This window comes from Bacillus suaedaesalsae (genome assembly GCF_016890225.1).
Taxonomy (GTDB): domain Bacteria; phylum Bacillota; class Bacilli; order Bacillales; family SA4; genus Bacillus_BS; species Bacillus_BS suaedaesalsae.
In genome coordinates this window covers 1-21287 of the sequence record NZ_JAFELM010000025.1, presented here as the reverse complement: position 1 = coordinate 21287, position 21287 = coordinate 1, and the positions used below count along the sequence as shown (strand labels likewise).

The following is a 21287-nucleotide window of genomic DNA, read 5'->3' as shown; positions in this document are numbered from 1 at the left end:
AGCCTCCTGATATGAACGAAACTGTCAAGGCTCCCACTCTTCACCAGGTTTGGATTGTCTTTTGACCAACTCTAAGAAGAGAAGCTATTTACGGCTTCTTTTCTTGATTTTGTTAGTTAGCAAGCCATTCTGGCTAGAATAGCTCCTTCTTTAGCTTACTGACCACTTCTCACTTCTTTGTATGTCTGTCAAGTGGTCTCCTTGACTGTCATACAAAGAAGTGAGAGACTCCATTAAGCTATAGAAGGAATCTGTTCCTTTCTCCTTTTTTTGACTTGAATAGAAGTTAAGAACACGGCACGAAGGCAAAAATCTCTACTGCGGTTTACGCTCTGATATCCGTGGGTTTTCACATTTTATCTTTCCGTATAAAGGACTAATCCACTAACTCGGCACGTGCGTTAATCTATTTAGATATAGCACAGAGGAGGCCACGTGGGTTTTCCTTTCCGGTTTTTTTCTTTGCCTTCGAGCCCTGTTCTCAATCATCTATCTTTCTTCGTAAATTATTCGTGTGAAATTAAAGCCATACATAAAAAATGGATCAATAATACCTATATCACCGTAACATGACAACTTGTAAGATCAAAAACTAGCGTTTTTTACTTCTTCTACCTCTTGTGTAATAGCCCAAATAAAACCAGCTAATTCTCTGGCAACTGCAGTAATTGCTTTTCCACTTTCTTTTCCTCTTGATAATAATCGGTAATACTTTTTATGAAGTCGGTTTTGTGCTTTCCAGGATATCGCTTGAATAGTGGGGGACTGTCCATTTTGTCGTCTCATCAATTCTCCTTTAACTGACGGTTGATAACGATAACTCCATGCAGCTTCTACTAATAAGCGTCGTACATGACGATTCCCTGTTTTTGTGATGCTCCCTTGTATTCTTCTTTCACCACTTGAGTATTCACTTGGTATTAAACCAATATAGGCCATTAATTGTGTTGGTGATGAGAAACGTTTGAAAGAACCTATCTCCGCTACAAGACTAGTCGCAGTAATAAGAGCTACACCTCTTAGTGATTGTAAGGCTTGAATGGTTGGGGCGTGTACGCCCTCCGTTGCCTGAACTCTAATTTCTTCCTCTAGTCTTAAAATTCGTTGTTCTAGCTCTTTCAATTGATGATAATATTCTTGAAAGACCACACGTAGTTTGGAGCTTTCAAATTTTAATGCATCCAGCCATCTACGATATTTGACCGTCCATTTGTTCACACCTGACGGTGGCTTAATGTTATTACGAAGCAAAAATTTACTCAAACGGTGCCTTGCCCTAAGTTCATCTTCTTTTGCATCTTCACGACATCTTACAAGATCACGGAGAGCTTCATCCTCTTCGTTTGGAACATAGATGTTAGTTAATTCTCCTGCTCGATATAACTGAGCCAGTCGAATAGAGTCTCTACGATCTGTCTTAATACGTTCACCTGGTCTTTTAGGTATGAGAGATGGGGCTATCACATCACAATGAACACCTAGGGAAAGTAATAATCTATATAGTGGGTATCCAGTTGGACCGGCTTCATAACAGACTCGAAGAGTCTCGGTGTTTCCAAGTTTATTTATTAATTTCCTAACTGCTTCTGGTGTGTGAGGAATTACTCCCCAGTATCTCGGCTCTTCTCGCCCCTCATCCGCGATCGCAACTGCAATTTTTTCTTTTGATACGTCTAAACCTACATATTTTATGGTATCCTTCATAATAACTAGCTCCTTCCGTAATGTAGCTCTGATTTGGTTTGTTTTTACCAGTAAACATTCTAACCAAATTAACCTACGATGTTACGAGTAAGGAGCTAGTTTCGTTCATGATAACTCGGCGTTACCGCCTGTGGGGTCTCACCTGTCCCACTGCTCCCGCAGGAGTCGAGTGCCATTCCGCTACATTCTGTTACTAAAATTAGGACTGTTTTTTTAACATGTTCTACTTTTTAAATATAAGGAAAATAACATATTTGAGGTCACAATTGCTAACGAAACATAACTCTATACAAAGAGACCAAATTGAAATAATTGCTTTAGACGAACTTGTTCCAGCCAATCATCTTGTACGCAAACTTGAAGTGGCAATTGATTTTTCTATCATCAATCCTCTTGTTAAAGATATGTATTCTGAAGTTGGTCGCCCCAGTATTGACCCTATTATCTTAATTAAAATGGCATTTATACAATACATATTCGGTATTGGATCAATGCGTAAGACCATTGATGAAATAGAAACAATTATGGCATATCGTTGGTTTCTAGGTTATGGGTTTCATGATAAGATCCCTCACTTCTCCACGAAATGGCATAAAAACAGTCCTCGGAGAGGTCTGCAAACAATTAAATAATACATAAATATCAAAAAGGCCACTCTAAAATTCCTTTCGAGTGGCCTTTTGTCTACAATCTGAACGGACTTACAATACGTAAGTCCGTTTTTTCGTTTCAGTAGTCTGTGAAAAAAGACTGACAGCTAATAAAGATGTCAGCCCCTTTTTAATTTGCTGCTTTAATTTCAATTTCTTCTCGTCTTTGTTCTTGTTGTTGCCTTTTTTCACGCTCGTATTTCATACGTTCCATAAAGACTTGACCTTCACGTTCAATGTAAAACTGCCTCATCTCACGTTCCCTTTTACCTGTTTTCACCATCATTACACCGCTAACTCCTACCCCTGTCATCACAACATAAATCCACCAAGGAACTGTGATCATCGGACATTTCCCCCTTCAAAACGAGTGTTCATTATGGAAAAATATATGCGAAGAGAAACAGCATTATGACCATGAATCTATTTATGAAACGTTGGCTTGTAGAATGAGCGATTCTCTAGTGCAAATACACGATCTGAAAACTCACCTGGTTTTACACGCTCCAATGCACGATCTAACATATTCATTTTGGCATCTAAGTTGTCAATGTAATGAAGAATTTCTGCTTCTTTAATCAACGGTGGCTTTGGGCTACCCCACTCTGCCTTTCCATGGTGAGAAAGAACAATATGCTGAAGGACTGTTACTTCCTCACCTTTAATTCCTAATTCCTCAGCTGCTTTTCCTATTTCATTAACCATTATCGTAATATGACCTAATAAGTTTCCTTCTGTCGTATATACAGTTGCGACCGGACCGGAAAGTTCCATTACCTTCCCTAAATCATGAAGAATAACTCCAGAATACAATAAATCCGTGTCTAAAGAAGGGTACAATCCTGATATTACTTTTGCTAAATCTAACATAGACACAACATGATACGCTAAACCTGAAACAAACTCATGATGATTCTTTGTTGCAGCAGGATATTCTAAAAATGATTGCTGATATTTTTTAACAAGATGCCTTGTGATTCGTTGAATATTAGGATTTTTCATTTCGAATATATATTGTGTGATTTTAGACATCATTTCATCTTGGGCTAATGGTGCCACTTCTAAAAAGTCAGACACGTCTACTGGATCAGTCTCATTCGATGGTCTAATGCTTCTAAGCTTCAACTGATTTTTCCCACGATAGCTATGGATATCACCATAAACCTTAACGATACTTTGTGCTTTATATACTTGTTCACTTTCTGGAGTGCAATCCCAAAGCTTTGCCTCTATATCCCCTGTTTGGTCTTGTAGTATAAGTGTAAGAAACGGCTTTCCATTACTTGCAATTCCCTTTGTACAGGATTTGACTAATAAATACACATCTATTTGTTCGCCAACATCGTAAAATACGATCCCTTTTGACATATCTATTCCCCCTGTAAAGTGGAGTATTATTTCTATCATTATAGCATACTCATTTTTCATATTCTTTGAGAGATTATGGGACTGTAGTTTCAAAGTATTTGATTTAATATCTCCATTACTACCTCTAGTCAACTTACTCCAATTAACTTATCGAAACTTCCTTTGAAGACAAATTACTGTATGTCTCAACTTGCAAACTGGCAATCATCTCTTTATGACAAGTAAAAAACACAACTTGCCGTTTCATAGCAAGCTTTCTAATTAGTTGCATGGTAATTGTTGTCCTTGCTTCATCAAAGTTAACAAAGCTATCATCAATGAAGATTGGAAACACAATGGATGTTTGGTAACTTTCTGCCAAGGCAAGACGTAATGATAAATAAAGCTGTTCTGTAGTGCCCTGACTTAGTTCTTGCGGAGAAAATCTCGTTCCATCTTTTCGTTCTACCATGAAGCTTCCTAGGTCCTGTGGAGCAAATAGCTTCTGGTATTCATTTTCAGTTAGTAAACTAAAATATTCTTCTGCCTTCTTAATGACAGCAGGTAATCGAACATGTTGATAATAATGTTTCGTCTGAATGATTAAATCTCTTGCGATTGCAAGCTTTGCCCATTTCTTTGTTAAACGTGTAAATTCTGTTTTCATTGTTTCGTATTGATGAACAAACTCGGAATATGTACCACTTTGCTCTAATTGGTTTTTTTGTACTACAATTTTTGCTAATAATTTTCGCAATTCCTCTTCTTTTTCTTCGTACTCTTTGTATTGCTTACGATGCAAATCTCTTTCTTCTAATTGCTCGAGTAATTGAGCATACTGAAGAGATAATTCCTTCTCTAATTGCTCATCATTTTTTACAATTAACTTTATCTTTTCGTTAATCGCATCTTTTCTTGCTTGTAAGCTGAGCCATTGTGAATGTAATTGTGCATGTTCTCTGAACTCTTCTTCTTCCTCTACACCAGCTGCTTCATACAGCTTATCCAACTCACCTTTATAATAGTTGATTTCTTTTTCAATCGTCTCTAGAACACGTTGAATTTCAGTTTCTTTCTCTTTTAGACTCTCTAGTTGTCTAGCTTTTTCTTTTTCTTTTTCAACTGTATCTAACAATTGAAGAGGTGAAGCGATTATACCTACTTGATCTAGAACTAATTGACAATTCTGTTCAAATAGAACAATTCGTTGATTAAGTTTTTCCATCTCTAATTTTTGATGCTGTAATTCCGTTACTTTTGAAGCGAGCTGCTCCAGTTGTTCATAAACCGTTAATATCGACTGGTGACTATACGCTTCCGGAATGTAGAGCTTTTCTTTACTTCTTTCTAGTAGTATTGAGATCTCATCGTAATCTTTTTCCCATGCTTCCAATTCATCGATATACATATCTGCTTCTTTTTCAAGCTGGACCAAAATAAGTTTTTCATGATAAATCAACTGAACTAACTGCTCATCTCTTGCAAGTAGCCGCTCTGTTTGTAAAATTCCTTTATTGCTTACTAAATCCTTTTCTAACCCTTCAATATCAAAAAGCTGGTTTTCAAGTTCTGCTTTTTCATTCTCCAACATCATAAAAAGAGCTGGATCTCGAACGATCCTAGGGGCAAAAATACTAACAAGTAATAAAAAAGCAGACATGACAAGAAAGGTTATTCCCGTTAGTTCATCACCACTCAAACTTATAACACCAATTATTAAAGTTAAAAGGAATATAGGAAAAATTAAAAAATAACTTACCTTTTTACCTACTTCAACTTTACGTTGATAATTCGTTAGTTGAATCGTTATGTTGTTTAGTTTATTTTTCACAGTACCTTTATCTACTGTTGGAGTTTTTGCATGTTCGAGAATTGATTCTAACTTCTCTCTTTCAATTAGAGGTAAACGTTGTTGTTCATATTGATTGATTGTGCCTATCGTGTTGTCTAGTTTTTGATTTACTTCCTCTTGCTTTCTAATAAGCGTTTCCTTTTTATAAAGAACATCTTCGTATCGTTTGAGCTCTTTTCTAAGCTTCTCCTTTTGAGAAAGTGTGAAGTCTACTTTCAATAATTGTTCATTACTAGCAGAAATACCTAAAGTTGCTTTCATTGAATTTAAATCAGAATGAAGAACGTCTATCTTTGCCTGTATTCTCTCAAAATTTGATTTATCTTCCTCGTGAGAATTTGACTTTAACGCAATCTCCTTGATTTCGCCTTCAAGCTGCAACAGTTGTATATTTATAGAAACTGTATTGATTTTCGAACTTATTTCCTTTAGTTGTGTATCCAGTCCTTCTTTTCTTGCTTGAAGCGGTAATAGATTCCCAACAACCAACTCTAAACGTTTTTGTCCTTCTGATGGAAAAGAAGAATACTCCTGCAATTTTTCTTGTTGATCAGCAATCATTTTATATTCAACACTAAACGGATAGTACTGTTCGAATAATTCAAGTTTTCTCTTAATCTCTCGAAGCTTTACTAATTCTTCCTTTACTGATGAAAGCTCATGTTCAATTCTTCTCTCTTCTTCGTTTATGTGATGATATTCCTCAATTTGTTGCTTCGCTTCAAGAACATGTTTTGAAAATGATGTTAGTTTATCAAGTTCTTGGTTTATTTCAGGTTTCTTTCCACTCGGTTTAAATAACTGATCCATTTCTTTCATTATTTTTTTTTCTAGTTCAGATACTTGTTCATTTCCAAGCACACTAGAAGAAAATAAGTAATGATTTAAATCATCTTCTTTAAGAGAGTGAATATCTTGAAGTCCCTTCATCCCGAAGGAAAAGATTGAAGTGAAAATTCGTTTATCCATACCGTTTAACATTTCGTTTAGTTCAGCTTCTTTTCCTACTTGTCCATCTTCAAAATATACGGTTACATCACCTGTTGATTTTCCAGCAATTCTTTCAATTGTAGTGATTCCATGTCTAGCAGTTTTAACCGTAATCTTGCCACCATATTTTAAACCTTTTTTCGGTTCATAACGATTTTCCGTATTTACTTTTGTTGGGAAACCAAAGAGAATACTATGAATAAAGGAAAGTATTGTTGATTTTCCCGCTTCATTTTCTCCATAGAAAACATGTAATCCATTTTCTAGATTAAATTGTTGATCGATTAGTTTTCCGTATCCATAAATATGTAGTGCTGTGATATACAAGGTCCCACCTCCTATTTAACACTGCTTAACAGTTCATACATCATCCAGGCTTCTGCTTCCTTTAATAATTCTTGTTTCTCTTCAGCTGTTAACGGCTCAATAAACTTCCTTACTTGTCTGTGCTGATACAAAGAGGATAATGCATGTTCGAATCCATCGTACTCCTCAATGTGTTTTAATAAATCTCCAATGAAATGCTCTTCGTTTTTCCATTTTTCGATATTCACTATAGACGTTGTTTGATTTTTAAATGTATAGACGTAAACAAAATCTTTTCTATTCTCTTCTATTTCTTGAAGATTTGATACGATATCCTCTAATACTTCATTACCTTGCAAGAGGCTAGATAACTCCCCAGTTCCAGTTAGCAAGATATTCACGAGAACCCCTTGATGTTGTCTTCTTATTTGGTCTAACTTTTCCTGACAGGAATGAAGTAGTTGATCAATCGTTGAGAGGTCATTAATCGAAATTTCTACATTCTCCCAGATCACATCACTTGTCTCCCAAAAATTAAGCTCTGATGTTTCTTGTGTCAATTCAACATAGTAGCAACCCTTTGGTCCATCTTCTTTCTTATGACGTCCTTGAATATTACCTGGATATACAATTGGTGGGAATTGCGATAGTAGCTGTCTTTGATGAATATGTCCCAATGCCCAATAGTCAAAGCCTTTTGCTTGTAAATCGCTCAAAAGGAATGGCGCATAAGGCACATGTTCTGTATTGCTTGAAATCGTTCCATGAAGCAACCCAATATGAAGACAGTCAACTTTTTTCTTTTCATATTGTAATGCTATATTTTCTGCCACATCTCGTGTTGGATAGCTATATCCGTAAATAAAAGCCTCTAGTTGTCCATTTTTATAAAATGGAATCGCCTCTACTTTATCCTTGAAGAAATAAACATTCTCCGGCCAATCTAAATCTAACCACGATCCATTTAATGGATCATGATTTCCGTGGATAATATATGCTTGAATTCCTTCATTTTCAAGGCGTTTCATTTCGTTTCGCAAGCGAATTTGTGCTTTTAAGCTACGTTGCTTAGAATCATATAAATCACCTGATATGACAATGAAATCGACCTTTTTTAAAATAGCGTAATCTATTACTTTTTTTAAAGAAACAAATGTACTCTCTTGAACTCTCTGGAGTATTGATTGTGGTAAGTGCATTAAACCAATAAACGGGCTATCCAAGTGTAAATCGGCGGTATGAATAAACGATACACGTGACAATTCCCTTCACTTCCTTTTGCTTATATGTGTCCATATTGTACCATTTCACAAATGCGAATGCACGTTCTTGTGTGAAGTAAAAAAATTGACTGACAATCTTTTATTGTAAGCAGTTTACAATCTTGAGACACCACAAAAAAACATTTATGCAATATAAGAAAATTATTAGAAATTGAAAAAAGGGGGTATAATGAAACTTTTCATTAGTTAAATCGTAGAATTGTATAAGTGATTATGATATAGGGGGGTATGTATGAAAAAAATTAGAGTCTGGAGTATTGTAGCTTTATTATTTTCTTCTATTTTCATTGGAGGTTGTTCACAAGCAAGTGATGAGAATACAGCAACCATTCAGACTTATTTGGAACACGAGTTCACAGGACCTAATGAAGAACTAAGCAATATTCTTGATCAAGGTCTACATCCACCTGAACTAGATTCATATTTAGAAGAAAGATATGGGGATATAATAGTAGACTTGGAAAGTATGGTTAATAGGAATTATGTATTGGTATTTTTAAGAGACGCACATTTAAACGGGTATCAATTACACCCCAAAAACATCACCATAAAAAAGATAGAGGGAACTGAGAATAACGTCTATGATTACGAAGTCGAAGTTGAATATAGCAAAGATGAACAAACAAACATAGCTACCGTTACTGGAAAAATTAATCTTGATGATAATAGAAAAATTCTTATGATTAGAAAAATGGATGGTCTCGGGTTATTAGAAGAATTGCGTAATTGAGTAGAAATATCTTTCAGGTGATCACCTAATAGTTGCTTTTGTTTTAGATGATAAACGGTGAATATTGATAATAATAAGTTGAGTAAAGATATTTTTAAGGAGTAATATCGGTATATAGACTTACCCAATTAGGAGATTCAATTAACTGTATGAATTATGATGTTTCAAGGGCAGTGCCAAAAAGATAAATAGGTTTAAGAAACTGATAATAAGCTAGTTATTTTCAATGAAAAAATCACAAGGTTAAAATTAACTATCTTGAGACAAACTAAGCGAAAAAAGTAGATGGAAAAGAAGGAAAAAGTTCATGCACTTATTGTTAGCTTTAATTAGCATTATTGCTGTATGGTGGAGAGGAGATTATAGACAATGGAAAGTTTATTATCCGACTCTTCAATTTATAGCGATTGGTAACCTAACCTACAACTTCCTATGTGCCTCACACTGGCTATGGCAACTATCTCCCGATATTAAATGGTTTAATCATACCTTATTAGAGATGTCCTATACATTTATCACATTCCCTTTAACTGCATTGATGTTTCTTTCTCGATATCCACAGGAACAAGGTAAGTGGAGAATTTTCCGGCATTATATGTTTTGGATACTACTATATGTTGGTGTTGAATTCATATTGATGATAAAGGGCAATATCTTATACAAATACGGTTGGAACTTATGGTGGTCAGCTGTATTTGATTGTCTTATGTTCCCTTATTTATTATTTCACCACAAAAAGCCTTTTCTTGCTTTACTATTTGGTGTACCCATAGCGATTTTTTGGATCTGGCTCTTTGATATACCTTTCTCAGTCCCCATCGAGAAAAGATAGAAATACACCGCTACTAAACGTGATTTCCTTTACTGAGGCCTGGTGGTAAAACGTATAGTTTGATGTATAGGAAAAAACTCCACTCTCTACTGTAGTGGAGTTTTTGCTTTTATTCTTTTATTTTTAATAGACGTAAACTATTCAATGTAACAAGCAGTGTTGCTCCCATGTCAGCAAAGATGGCAATCCAAAGTGTCAGCCAGCCTGGTATTACAAGTAACAAAGCAACTACCTTAATAGCAAGAGAAAACGTAATGTTTTGTTTTATAATAGATAGTGCCTTCCGACTAAGTTTAATGGTATAGGGAAGTTTGTATAAATCATCCGACATTAGCGCAATATCCGCAGTTTCAAGTGCTGTGTCGGTTCCGGCTCCTCCCATTGCTACTCCAACCGTTGCGGCGGCAAGAGCAGGTGCATCATTCACTCCATCACCTACCATCGCAACTCTTTCATGCTTTTCTCTGAGTTTCTTAATCGATAATAGTTTGTCTTCAGGAAGTAAATCAGCCTGTATATCTGAAACGCCTATTTGACTACCGATTGCATGTGCTGTTCGTTCATTATCTCCTGTTAACATGATCGTTTCGATGCCGAAGCTATTTAATTTCTTAATTACTTCTTTAGAAGATTTTCTTACTTCGTCAGCAACCGCAATGAACATAAGGAGTTTCGATTCTGTTCCAAGCACCATTACCGTTTTGCCTTCTCCTTGGAGCTTCCTAATATGATTAAGTTTATCTTCATCAATGCTGCCATGTAGTTGTGCAAAAAGGTTCGGACTTCCGACATAATATAAAACATCATTTACTTTTCCTTTTATACCTTTACCAGTAATAGATTGGACTTCGTCTACAATCACGTTTGAGTAATCGATTTCAAGTTCCTCTGCTTTTCTCATAATGGCAGATGCTAGTGGATGCTGTGACCCCTTTTCAATCGCAGCTGTAATCTTCAAAAGTTGATATTCATTATTTCCGAAAGAAACAATATTTGTAACAGCTGGTACTCCTTTTGTTAACGTTCCTGTTTTATCAAACGCAATTGCTTTTAGTGTTCCAGCTTCTTCTAAGTGGATGCCTCCCTTAATTAATACACCATTTCGAGCTGCATTCCCAATTGCCGTCACAACGGCTACAGGGGTGGACACGACTAATGCACACGGACAACCGACAACAAGCACAGCTAAGCCTTCATAAATCCATTTGCTCCATTCTGCTCCAAAAAACAAAGGTGGGACGATGACAATAAGTAAGGCAATAACGATAATGACCGGAGTATAATACTTTGCAAACTTATCGACAAATGCTTGAGACGGCGCTCGTTCGGCTTGCGCTTCTTCCACTAAATGAATGATTTTAGATATGGTTGTGTCTTGAACGCGTTTCGTTATTTTTACTTCTAATAATCCTTCTTCATTCAATGTTCCTGCATATACTTCGTCTTCAATTGTTTTGGATACTGGAACACTTTCACCTGTTATAGCTGCTTGATTAATCGTTGAATATCCCTTAACGACTATTCCATCCATCGCTAATTTCTTACCCGGCTTTACAATCATGATATCGCCTACTTCGATGTCATCAACATGAACCAGGAACTCTTCATTACCTTTACGGATTAGCGCTTCCTTTGGAGCAATATCCATTAACGATTCAATAGACTGACGTGCCTTTTCCATTGAATAACGCTCTAACACTTCACTAATCGCAAAGAGAATGACAACCATTGCCCCTTCTCCCCACTCACCGATTAATGCGGCACCAATAATTGCAATAGTCATTAGTGTACTCATATCAAAATTTAATCTTGTAAGGTTTTTAATGCCCTTCAAAAATAGTATATATCCACCTATGATAATAGAAGCAGCATACCCTATGACCGGATATAGATGTTCCTCTCCATACTGTTTAGTTAGAAACCAACTAACGACTAGTAAAAGTGCAGAAATATATACTTTTATATTCTCCTTTTGCTTCCAAAATGGGCCACGTTCCGCTGCAGCTTCATTTTCATCACGCAGGATAAGATTTTCAAATGCTCCCGCTTTCACAAGTGCTTCTAGCGATGCTTCACCTGTTACCGTTATTTTTGAAGCACCAAAGTTTACTTTCGCATCCTTAACACCATCCAGGTGCTTTACGTTCTCTTCGAACGTTTTCGCGCATCCTGCTCAGGAAAAGCCTTGAACTCGGTATGTCTTTGTTTCCAATACTTTAGCTTCATGATGAGACATTTATCTTCACCTCATTTCGATGTACCAATGCAATCATCATCATTTGTTTTATGTGTTCATCATCAAGAGAATAAAAGGCTAGCTTCCCTTCTTTGCGAAACTTCACAATTCCTTGTTTATGAAGAGTACGCAAGTGATGAGAAGCTGTTGCAATCGTTGCACCAATGATATTTGCAATATCACATACACATAATTCTTCATCTTGGCATAATGCATACGTTATTTTTGCTCTATTTTCATCAGCCATAGCTTTAAACAATTGACTGACACTTGCCATATCTACAGTTTGTAAGTCACCTTGAATTCGTTGTACCTTTTCTTCATCATAACAATAAATTTCACATGTATCTTTCATAAATCTCACACCTTATTCAAATGATTGTTTGAATATATTATACCTTATTACATTTTATATTCAAACCAACGTTTGAATGTGCATTATCTGGTACCTAGTTATTGTGTATATCTGGTACTTATATTTTTCTGTTGGTTTGTTATTATTTTCCTGTAAAGGGGGATTGTAATGGCTCTTGAAATGCGAAGTAAATGCGAACGATGTGAAGTTTATATTGAAGAACAAACTGTTGCTTATATTTGTGTACATGAATGTACATTTTGCACAACCTGTACAGAAAAAATGAATCATATATGTCCAAATTGTAGTGGAGAATTAGTGAGGCGACCTAGAAAGCCTGAAAATGCATGTACTTTATAAAAGAGTTTACTATTGCTGGGTTAAAATAACTAGCGGATTTGAAATGCAGTACTACTCACTTATCAAACATGCCAAAAAACAAAAAATGGAGATCGCATTTCAAAATGGCAACCTCCATTTTTTCTATTTTATCTTGGACTCCTTTAAATCTACTGTAATAGTTTTGTCATAATCCATGCACTAGTTTATTGGTTTTTTCAAGCTAGTAGTTCCTTACTTAAACAATGTTTTAGAGACATCTCTAGCTGTATGTAATGTTGGGATGTTTCCATCTTCCCCTTTTACTATCATATATGCCCCTGAATCATTAGCGTGTCTTACAATTAATTCAACTTGACGCGCATGATCTTTTTGAAGCTGTTTATAATACTGTAATATTTGCTCCTCTATTTCAGAGGAATCTTTTTCTTTAAATGAATTTGTAAGATCAATATAAATACACATCCATAAGCTGCCTGATACTTCTTCAATTGGGTATGCAAGCTTTTGTATATCTTTCATTTCTTCTGTCCTATAGCCTACATTTACATCTACGTTTTTAACATGCTGAATATAGTCTTGTGCATATCCCCATCTGGCAAGAGCCTTAGTTCTCCATACTTCTTCCATATATGTATCCTTACTTCCGTAAGCACTACTCCAAGCTTCAAATTCTATTCCACCTTCAGTGGTTAAAGTTGCACCGTAGCCAACATCCATCGTGTAAAAGCCAATACTGTCTGTCACAACGACTCCATATTTATTTTGCATTTCTTCTGTTAATTCAGCAGTTATTGTACTGATTTTTCCCCGATCACCATAAAATGCTTGTTGGAAGAATATAAAAAATGCTATTCCAATAATGATTGTTATGAAACCTATGCCAATAACTAGTACAGCTTTCGTGTAACTTTTCATTTATAAAATCCTCCACTATTTATTACACATAAAAGTCTACATATATGTAGGAAAACCTTTCCAACTAACTAAAAAAGCATCTATGAAGTCATTACTAACTTCTTAGATGCTCTTTGGACGATTACTATACTGTTTGGAGCGCCAATTTAGTAGCCACCTGCGCTACTTTTTGTAAACCTTCTTCAATAATTTCTGATGCTTTACTTGGATTCGCATTGTGTCCTTCGATAATCACTTCATCGATAATTTCCATACCGAATACCCCTCCGAACACATTACGCATATAATTCACTGCCATTTCGCTTGATGCTGCTTCTGGTGTTGAGTAAACACCACCACGAGCATTTAAGAAGATGGCTTTCTTATCAGTCATTAACTGAATAAGGTTACCTTGTGCATCATATTTGAAAGCAAAACCTGCAGCATATACATAATCAATAAATGTGTGTAATCTAGCCGGAATCGTTAGGTTCCATAAAGGAAATGCAAATACAACTACATCCGCCGCACTTATTGCATCCATTGCTTTTTGCTTAGCATTTAGTAAGCGTTGCTCTACATCTGTTAATTCCCCGCCATTTTGTAATTTACCGAAAGCGTTGAATAAATCTTGACCTAAGTATGGCATATCTTGTGCAAACACGTCGTATGTAGATACATTGACGCCATTTGCCTCCTTCATCGTTTCCATAAATGTCTCATACATTCTACTAGAAACACCTTCTGTTGCCGGGCGGTCATTTGCTTTTACAACTAAAATATTCATCTATCATTACTCCTTTAGTAATAGATTCTTGGTGTAAGATGTTATTCTAACAAACAACCATTTATAGTGTCACGCAACTTGCATTAGGAAGAATTTGGATAAAGAAAAGTCGACAAGTGCCTGTGCTTGACCCCCTTATAATGGACATATAAAGTTGTAGTAAATACGACGGTTATGCCATTATGGGGGTTTTTATAATGAGTGGAAAAAAAGGCTCAAATCATCAAGATGTCGAAGTAAAGTTAAAAGCAGTACAAGAAGTAATTGAATTGGGGAAATCAGTAGCTTCAGTCGCATTGGATATAGGAGTACACCGTGATACCGTTAACGGCTGGGTACTTTCTTATAAAGAATCTGGTCCAGCCGGATTAAAGTCTAAAAGAATCAATAAACAATCTTCGATTGATGACCGTAAGAGAATTATGGAATTAGAAAAATTGCTAAAAGAAAAGGAACTGGAGAACGAAATCCTAAAAAAGTTCCAGGCCTTTCTCAAGGGGAAAAGATAAGTAAGGTTTTTGACTCCATTACTTACTTGAGAAAGGATTATTCAGTAACACTGTTATGTAAAGTATTAGGAGTTTCTAAGAGTGGATATTATGCTTATTTAAAACGCCCACCACGTGAAATTTCTAAAGAAGAATTGGATCTAATAAATAAAATAAAACGTGTATATTCTTTACATAAAGGGACGTATGGTTGTTTAAGAATTACAAGCAATTTAAAGGATCGTGGATACGTTGTGAATCATAAAAAGGTAGAACGTATTATGCGCGAATTAGGGTTAAAAGCTGTGGTAAGAGGAAAGAAAACGAAAGTAGCTAAATTACAATATGCAGGTCATGTATATGAAAATATATTAAGTAGATCATTTGATGCCGCACTACCTAATCATAAGTGGGTAACAGACATGACAGAAGTTGAAATTAGTGGAGAGACTATATGTATCAGCACTATTGGACTTATTTAATCGTGAAATTATCGCAATTAAGTCAAGTTACAGCCCTAATCTAAAATTAATAGAGGCTACTATTAGAGCTGCACAAAAAAAGAGAAAATTAGCCAATTTAAATGGCGTGATCATCCATAGCGATCAAGGGAGTGTTTATAGGTCCAATGAGTATCATCATTTATGTAAGACGTTACAGTTTACGCCTAGTATGTCGAGAAAAGCGAATTGTTGGGACAACGCTGTTATTGAAAGCTTTTTTTCTCAATTAAAATGTGAATTTCCTTGTTTCTACCCTGATACAACTGGTAAGAACTTTGAATCTAATTTAGAGAAATATATCCGTTATTACAATGAAAAACGTACCCACTCAAAGCTTGGGTACGTTTCTCCTAAAAGATTTCTAAGAGACAATTATATCGTGGCCTAATTGTCGTATTTCTTATTGTCCATTTATTGGGGTATTGACCACTGGCACCTGTCGACAATTATTTATGATTTTTTTGTTAGTTGTAGTGCTTTTTTAACATCCTTGAAGGAAGATGATTTATCATAAAGCAGGACTCCGCCACGGTATACTCTAGCTCCAAACAAGGCTAATAGAATGATGGTTCCTACTAATAATCCAATTCCAAGTGCAACTTCCCATCCAGGCACATTTAGCATTCCTACTCGGAGGAACATGATCATTGGTGAGAAGAATGGAATGAAAGATGTGATTGTGATAAATGAGTTTTCTGGATTACCAAGTCCGAACATGGCAATCATAAATGCTGCGACAACGAGTAGTGTCATGGGTGTAATCATTTGCTGTACGTCTTCGATACGACTTACGAGGGATCCAAGAACTGCAGCCAGTGTGGCAAATAACAAGTATCCTAATAAGAAGAATATAACAGCATAAATAATGGTTGATGCCGGGATATTATCTAATCCTACGAATTGTAAGAATCCTGGTTCACCGCTACTTCCAACGTTTTGTTTAATTGAGAAATATCCAACTAGTAAGAGCACACCAAACTGAGTAATACTGAGTAAGGCAATTCCAAGTATTTTCCCAAACATTTGTTTAACTGGAGATACACTTGATATTAAAATTTCCATTACACGAGATGATTTTTCTGTTGCTACTTCCATTGCGATCATATTCGCATAAAGAATGACAGCCATATAAATCATGAATAATAGAATGTACACAATACCTCGTGCAGAATTGAGTTCTTCTTCAGTTTTGGCATTTTCTTCTAGCGCAACTGTCTCAAACTCTACTTCTTCATAAAGCTGGGAAATTTGCGTTTCCGTTAACCCTAATTGGTTTGTCGCCATCGCTACTTTAACTTGTTGCATGGCCGTTTGCATGGTGAAGGTAGCATCTGAGTTTGTAATTGAATTGGCTTTATAGGTTCCTTTTGGTAAACCTTCATCATTGTATGAAAGTGTAAGCACTCCTTCATACTTGCCTTCTGTTACATCTTTTTCAGCCTCTTCTAATGTGCCATCATAGAGTTCTAAAGTTACTTTTTCATCTGTACTTTTTACTTGTTCCTTTATAAATGGTAATAGCTCTCCTGTTTCATCAATCACTGACACGACTGTTTTTTCATCTTTATCAAAATAGTTAATGATATTTTCTAAATTACTTATTCCAAAGATAAATAAAGCCGTGACGATTGTTGTAATGATAAATGATTTAGATTTTAACTTATTTAAATACGTATGAAGTAAAATGATCCAAAACTTATTCATGATAGGATGCACCTACCTTTTCAATAAAAATATCATTTAATGACGGCTCTTCTAGTTCAAATTTACGGACAAAGCCTTTCCCCTGTATTTGTAAGAAAATAGCTTGAGACACGTCTTCACTTTCGACTTGAAGAGTAATCCCGTCTGCTCGCTGTTTAGATTTAATTACTCCATTAACTTGCTCTAGGAATGATAAATCGAAATCAGCCTCCACTGTAACATTCTTTCTTCCAAATGATCGTTTTATATCCTTTAAAGACCCATGAACCACAGGACTTCCGTGGTGCATAATACATAAGTGCTCACATAGTTCCTCTACGTGCTCCATTCGATGACTTGAGAAAACGATGGAGGTGCCATTATTCTTTAATTCTAGTACTGCGTCTTTTAACTGCTCCACATTTACAGGGTCTAAACCACTGAATGGTTCATCCAAGATTAATAGCTTTGGTTTATGAATAACAGATGCAATAAACTGGATTTTTTGCTGATTTCCTTTAGAAAGCTCTTCAACCTTCTTTGTCTCGTATTCTGGTACCTTGAAGCGCTCAAGCCAATATTTCATTTCTTTTATAATCGTTTGCTTATCGATCCCTCGTAATCTTCCTAAATAAATGAGCTGATCTCGAACCTTCATCTTCGGATACAGTCCTCTTTCCTCTGGAAGATATCCAATAATATTACTTGTCTCATAGTTAATAGGCTTTCCATCCCATGTAATTTCTCCGTTAGAAGGATCCAATAAGCCTAGAATCATTCTGAATGTTGTCGTTTTTCCCGCTCCATTCGCCCCTAAAAATCCGAACATTTCACGCTCTGGAATTGTAATCGACAAATCATTTACTGCTGTGAAATTACCGAATCTTTTCGTTACATTTTTAATTTGCAATGACATATCCTAACCCCCATTCATTTTATTTACGTTTTAAACTGAAGAATGATTCATTTTTTTAAAGGATTTTTAATAATAAATAAAGAAATACTATACGAAGCGAATTTTCACCAAGAAACTGGAGGTTTTAAAATGCCTGTATACACATTAACTGCCTTTGATAAAGATGGCAGCAAGCTAGTAGATGAAAATTTTGAAGCAGCAACTGAAGCTGAAGCAAAGCAAAAAGGGGAAGCACTTTTAACTGAAAAAGGTTTAACCGAGAGAACTCATCGTCTCGTATCCCCTGCTGGAAAATTAATTCTTTTTCATCGTTAATTCATTAAAAATCTTGGCTAGCACCAAGTATTTGAAACGCAGATACTGGCTTAGACTTTTTTTATGCAGTAAGGAAGTTTTATACTTTCTTATTCACTCAAAAACGGTGACCAACAAATTGGTCCCCGTTTTTTTATTTTCCAATATAATTTGGCAATCTTTTTTCAATAAAGGCCGTTACGCCTTCCTTGTGATCACGTGTTGCTCTCATTTCACCTTGGTATTTCATTTCTATCTCTAGCGTTTTATGAAGTGATGGAAGTGATTGCTGAACATAGATAGCTTTCGTTGCAATCATCGCTAATACCGGTTTTTGCTTCCATTCTGATACTTTATTAGCAATTGCCTCTTCTAGATTATCTGCTACAACATCAACAAGACCGTACTTTAGTCCTTCGTTAGCAGATAACGTTTTCCCTTCCCAAATCACCTCTTTTGCTCTAACATCGCCTAGGCGCTTTTGTAAGAAGAAGTGACCAGCTCCGTCCGGTACAAGTCCAATTCCGATAAAGTTCATTGCAACCTTTGATGAGCTGTCTGCAACTACATAATCACAAGCTAACGCAATGCTTAACCCTAACCCGGCAGCTGCTCCATGTATTGCACTAATTGTCAGTTTTGGCATCTCATATAATGCACTTACCACTCCACCGATTATTTTCATAATGGATTCAAATGGTGTATCAAATGAAGCAAGCATCGACTTAATGTCTCCTCCTGCTGAAAAGCCTTTCCCACTACCTTTTAATACAAGGATTTTTTCTTCCATTTTTGATGCCTCTTGCAATTTCCCCAATAACTCTTCAAGCATCGGAACATCAAGTGAATTATACGCCTCTGGTCGATTTAACGTCACATAAATCACGCCGTCTTTTTGTTCAAGTAACACTTTAGTAGACAAGATAATCCCCCTAAAATAGTATTTTATTACTATTTCGATATAAGAAGTTAAAATCCTCTAATTCTTTTTATGGGTGGGATTATTGATTTGGACGACTATACTGAGAATTTGAACGACTTCTTCATTTTTTTGGACGAGATTGAAGATATTTTGGACGACTTTCCATTTAATTCGGACGAAATTACATAAATTTCCACATCCCCTTATAAAAAAAGCCCCTAAACTGGGGCAGCTGCAAATTATTTAGTTTTCTCTAAATCAAACAGCTCATTTAATATCGCAATTTTATCTTTAGTATATTTCTCATAGCCATCGTTGTACGATTTCGGATCTTTCGGATTTGCGAAACGAGTAATTTTCCCTGTAACTGGGTGTACAAATTTACTTGATGCACCGCAGCCAAGACCTAGAATCGTCTGTTTTTCCTCCATGATCATGATGTTATAGATACTTTCCTGTCCAGGAAGGGAATAGCCGACATTTTCTAGGTTCCCTAATATATTTTTTTGACGGTATAAGTAGTAAGGGGAATACCCGTGTTCATTCGTCCACTGAGTAGCTAAACCCATCATTTCTGTAATTTCCCTGCGGTCTGCTACCTTATACTTTTCCTTGTTTTTTGTCATTTCAGAGGCTCGTTTGAAGGATAACGTATGCACGGTTAAAGATTCTGGCATTAACTTTTCCGTTTCATCCAATGTAAATTGGAATTCACTCACGCCTTCTCCTGGCAGACCGATAATTAAATCCATGTTAATGTTGTTCATCCCCATGCTACGTGCTAGATGAAACTTATCAATTGTTTCCTCTACTGTATGATGTCGTCCGATTGCTTTTAATGTTTCTTGTATATAGGATTGTGGATTGATACTAATTCGGTCAATGTTCCACTTTTTCAACACTTCTAGTTTTTCTGGAGTGATCGTATCCGGTCTTCCTGCTTCAACCGTAATTTCTCGTACCTTATCGACATTAGGGAAAGACTCATACATCTCTTCATATAACAAGTCCATTTCTTCCGCAGTAATACTTGTTGGCGTTCCACCACCATAATAGATGGTAGTAATGTTAATATTGTTTTCCTTCAACCATTTACCCATTTCTCTTATTTCATAATGTAATCCACCTAAAAATGAGTCTACCTTCCCTTGCTTGCCACCTATTGCATAGGCGGGAAATGTACAATAAGCACATTTCGTGGGACAAAATGGAATGCCGATATAAATACTTAGCTCTTTTTCAAGATGATAAAGATCTGGAACGACTGCTAGCTGACGGTCTACAATTGCTTGCATTAAGTTAATTTTACTATCGAGTATTTTATAGTCTTCCCTAAGCTCGGCATGAGCCTGCTCTTTCGTCTTTCCTTCTTGCAACTTCTTATGAAGCAGCTTTGTAGGACGAATTCCAGTTAGAATTCCCCACTGTTGAATCATTCCAGTCACATCTTGCAAAATTGTTAAAAACACATAAAATACTGCGCCTTTGACTAGTGTAAAACGTTTCTTTTCTGTTTCAGCTTCTTTAAAGCTGTTTTCAAACATCGATTCGAATTTTTTGCTTGAGTTTGCTAATACTCCTACTCCTGTAACGACAACCTTATCTGCTTCTTCTGTAATTAGTATGCTTACAGTCAACTCTGCATTTTCAACCACACCAAAGTGTAAATCACTCTCTTCAAAAAATAATTGAGTGATATGATGTAACGGTCGTTCAAAACGTTCATCGCGAATCCCGTTCAGTTGTATTTTCATGTGTAATCACCTTTTCTATTTAAAAACCTTCTATTAAGTTTACAAAAGCAAACTCCTCAGGTCAATTATGTAGAAATGTGAAAGCGCTCAGGCAGGCAGAGCGCTTTAGCCAGACACAATAACCATAATTCTTACTAAAAAGAGGTTGGGACAAAACTAAAACACGATAACTAAAGACGAACAATTTCAAATTAGATAGGCTTTTAATACAGCTGTTGTGCAAGACTTCGCTTTCCGCTGGCGGTTGGTGAGCCTCCTCTGTCGTTCCTCCCTGCGGGGTCTCACCTAACTCGCTTCTCCCGCAGGAGTCTTCGTCTTGCACTTCAATTAACAGCTAGTACATACATAAAACAAAACGTAGTCTCTAACAAAATAAATAAAAAAATCCGAACTCATTCAAATCCTATTAAACGAATTTG

The 21287-nt window shown here is 36.0% G+C and carries 20 protein-coding genes and 1 pseudogene; 8 read left to right on the top strand and 13 right to left on the bottom strand.

All coding sequences use genetic code 11. From position 1 onward, the window contains the following. Positions 1-585 precede the first annotated feature (585 nt). Positions 586-1704 carry an IS110 family RNA-guided transposase gene (locus tag JR050_RS08330; protein WP_204201818.1) on the bottom strand — a complete coding sequence of 373 codons (1119 nt, stop codon included), beginning with the start codon at positions 1702-1704 and terminating at the stop codon, positions 586-588. Between the two features lie 266 nt (positions 1705-1970). Between JR050_RS08330 and JR050_RS08325 the strand changes: the two are divergent. Continuing rightward, positions 1971-2315: pseudogene (locus tag JR050_RS08325) on the top strand (transposase); the annotation flags it as partial. A gap of 169 nt (positions 2316-2484) precedes the next feature. Here the strand turns inward: JR050_RS08325 and JR050_RS08320 are convergent. From JR050_RS08320 to JR050_RS08305, 4 genes are all read right to left on the bottom strand, one after another. Next, positions 2485-2700, bottom strand: coding sequence for a sporulation YhaL family protein (locus JR050_RS08320; RefSeq protein WP_204203060.1), 216 nt, complete (start codon positions 2698-2700; stop codon positions 2485-2487). Between the two features lie 77 nt (positions 2701-2777). Next, a complete protein-coding gene (gene yhaM, locus JR050_RS08315) occupies positions 2778-3722 on the bottom strand; it encodes a 3'-5' exoribonuclease YhaM (RefSeq protein WP_204203059.1) in 945 nt (314 codons plus the stop codon). Between the two features lie 142 nt (positions 3723-3864). Continuing rightward, the gene (locus tag JR050_RS08310) at positions 3865-6870 is read right to left on the bottom strand and encodes an ATP-binding protein (RefSeq protein ID WP_204203058.1); all 3006 of its coding nucleotides are present in this window, start codon (positions 6868-6870) and stop codon (positions 3865-3867) included. An 11-nt stretch (positions 6871-6881) separates the two neighbouring features. Then, positions 6882-8111 carry a metallophosphoesterase family protein gene (locus JR050_RS08305; RefSeq protein ID WP_204203057.1) on the bottom strand — a complete coding sequence of 410 codons (1230 nt, stop codon included), beginning with the start codon at positions 8109-8111 and terminating at the stop codon, positions 6882-6884. A 253-nt stretch (positions 8112-8364) separates the two neighbouring features. Between JR050_RS08305 and JR050_RS08300 the strand changes: the two genes are divergently transcribed. Together JR050_RS08300 and JR050_RS08295 are read left to right on the top strand one after the other, a co-directional pair. Then, on the top strand, positions 8365-8862 hold the full coding sequence (locus JR050_RS08300; protein ID WP_204203056.1) for a hypothetical protein: 498 nt from the start codon (positions 8365-8367) through the stop codon (positions 8860-8862). Between the two features lie 307 nt (positions 8863-9169). Then, positions 9170-9694 carry a CBO0543 family protein gene (locus JR050_RS08295; protein ID WP_204203055.1) on the top strand — a complete coding sequence of 175 codons (525 nt, stop codon included), beginning with the start codon at positions 9170-9172 and terminating at the stop codon, positions 9692-9694. A gap of 109 nt (positions 9695-9803) precedes the next feature. On the opposite strand, the gene JR050_RS08290 is transcribed toward JR050_RS08295, so the two are convergent. Beyond that, positions 9804-11930: a heavy metal translocating P-type ATPase gene (locus JR050_RS08290; RefSeq protein WP_204203054.1), complete on the bottom strand. Its 2127-nt coding sequence runs from the start codon at positions 11928-11930 to the stop codon at positions 9804-9806. Beyond that, positions 11917-12285 carry an ArsR/SmtB family transcription factor gene (locus JR050_RS08285; RefSeq protein ID WP_204203053.1) on the bottom strand — a complete coding sequence of 123 codons (369 nt, stop codon included), beginning with the start codon at positions 12283-12285 and terminating at the stop codon, positions 11917-11919. Before JR050_RS08285 ends, JR050_RS08290 begins: the two co-directional genes overlap by 14 nt. A 168-nt stretch (positions 12286-12453) precedes the next feature. Between JR050_RS08285 and JR050_RS08280 the strand changes: the two genes are divergently transcribed. Further along, positions 12454-12645, top strand: a complete 192-nt coding sequence (locus JR050_RS08280; protein WP_204203052.1) for a DUF1272 domain-containing protein — start codon at positions 12454-12456, stop codon at positions 12643-12645. Between the two features lie 213 nt (positions 12646-12858). Here the strand turns inward: JR050_RS08280 and JR050_RS08275 are convergent, their stop codons facing one another. After that, on the bottom strand, positions 12859-13542 hold the full coding sequence (locus JR050_RS08275) for a hypothetical protein (RefSeq protein WP_204203051.1): 684 nt from the start codon (positions 13540-13542) through the stop codon (positions 12859-12861). A 124-nt stretch (positions 13543-13666) separates the two neighbouring features. Next, the gene (locus JR050_RS08270) at positions 13667-14308 is read right to left on the bottom strand and encodes an FMN-dependent NADH-azoreductase (protein ID WP_204203050.1); all 642 of its coding nucleotides are present in this window, start codon (positions 14306-14308) and stop codon (positions 13667-13669) included. Between the two features lie 197 nt (positions 14309-14505). Between JR050_RS08270 and JR050_RS08265 the strand changes: the two genes are divergently transcribed. From JR050_RS08265 to JR050_RS08255, 3 genes are read left to right on the top strand one after another with little or no spacing between them, the layout of a single operon-like run. Next, a complete protein-coding gene (locus JR050_RS08265; RefSeq protein ID WP_204203049.1) occupies positions 14506-14817 on the top strand; it encodes a helix-turn-helix domain-containing protein in 312 nt (103 codons plus the stop codon). Positions 14818-14843: 26 nt separating this feature from the next. Continuing rightward, entirely contained in the window at positions 14844-15278 is a 435-nt protein-coding gene (locus JR050_RS08260) for an IS3 family transposase (protein ID WP_204203048.1), read from the top strand. Continuing rightward, positions 15238-15687: a DDE-type integrase/transposase/recombinase gene (locus JR050_RS08255; RefSeq protein ID WP_204203047.1), complete on the top strand. Its 450-nt coding sequence runs from the start codon at positions 15238-15240 to the stop codon at positions 15685-15687. The genes JR050_RS08260 and JR050_RS08255 overlap by 41 nt, the downstream gene beginning before the upstream one ends. Positions 15688-15749: 62 nt before the next feature. Here JR050_RS08255 and JR050_RS08250 read toward each other — a convergent pair whose 3' ends face one another. Beyond that, a complete protein-coding gene (locus JR050_RS08250; RefSeq protein WP_204203046.1) occupies positions 15750-17003 on the bottom strand; it encodes an ABC transporter permease in 1254 nt (417 codons plus the stop codon). Then, complete coding sequence (locus JR050_RS08245; RefSeq protein WP_204203045.1) at positions 16996-17898, bottom strand: ABC transporter ATP-binding protein; 903 nt, start codon at positions 17896-17898, stop codon at positions 16996-16998. The genes JR050_RS08250 and JR050_RS08245 overlap by 8 nt, the downstream gene beginning before the upstream one ends. A gap of 129 nt (positions 17899-18027) precedes the next feature. Between JR050_RS08245 and JR050_RS08240 the strand changes: the two genes are divergently transcribed. Next, positions 18028-18213: a YhzD family protein gene (locus JR050_RS08240; RefSeq protein ID WP_204203044.1), complete on the top strand. Its 186-nt coding sequence runs from the start codon at positions 18028-18030 to the stop codon at positions 18211-18213. Between the two features lie 133 nt (positions 18214-18346). Here the strand turns inward: JR050_RS08240 and JR050_RS08235 are convergent, their stop codons facing one another. Beyond that, positions 18347-19114, bottom strand: coding sequence for an enoyl-CoA hydratase (locus JR050_RS08235; protein ID WP_239454212.1), 768 nt, complete (start codon positions 19112-19114; stop codon positions 18347-18349). 239 nt (positions 19115-19353) lie between these two features. After that, entirely contained in the window at positions 19354-20868 is a 1515-nt protein-coding gene (locus JR050_RS08230; protein WP_204203043.1) for a coproporphyrinogen III oxidase, read from the bottom strand. Positions 20869-21287: the final 419 nt, after the last annotated feature.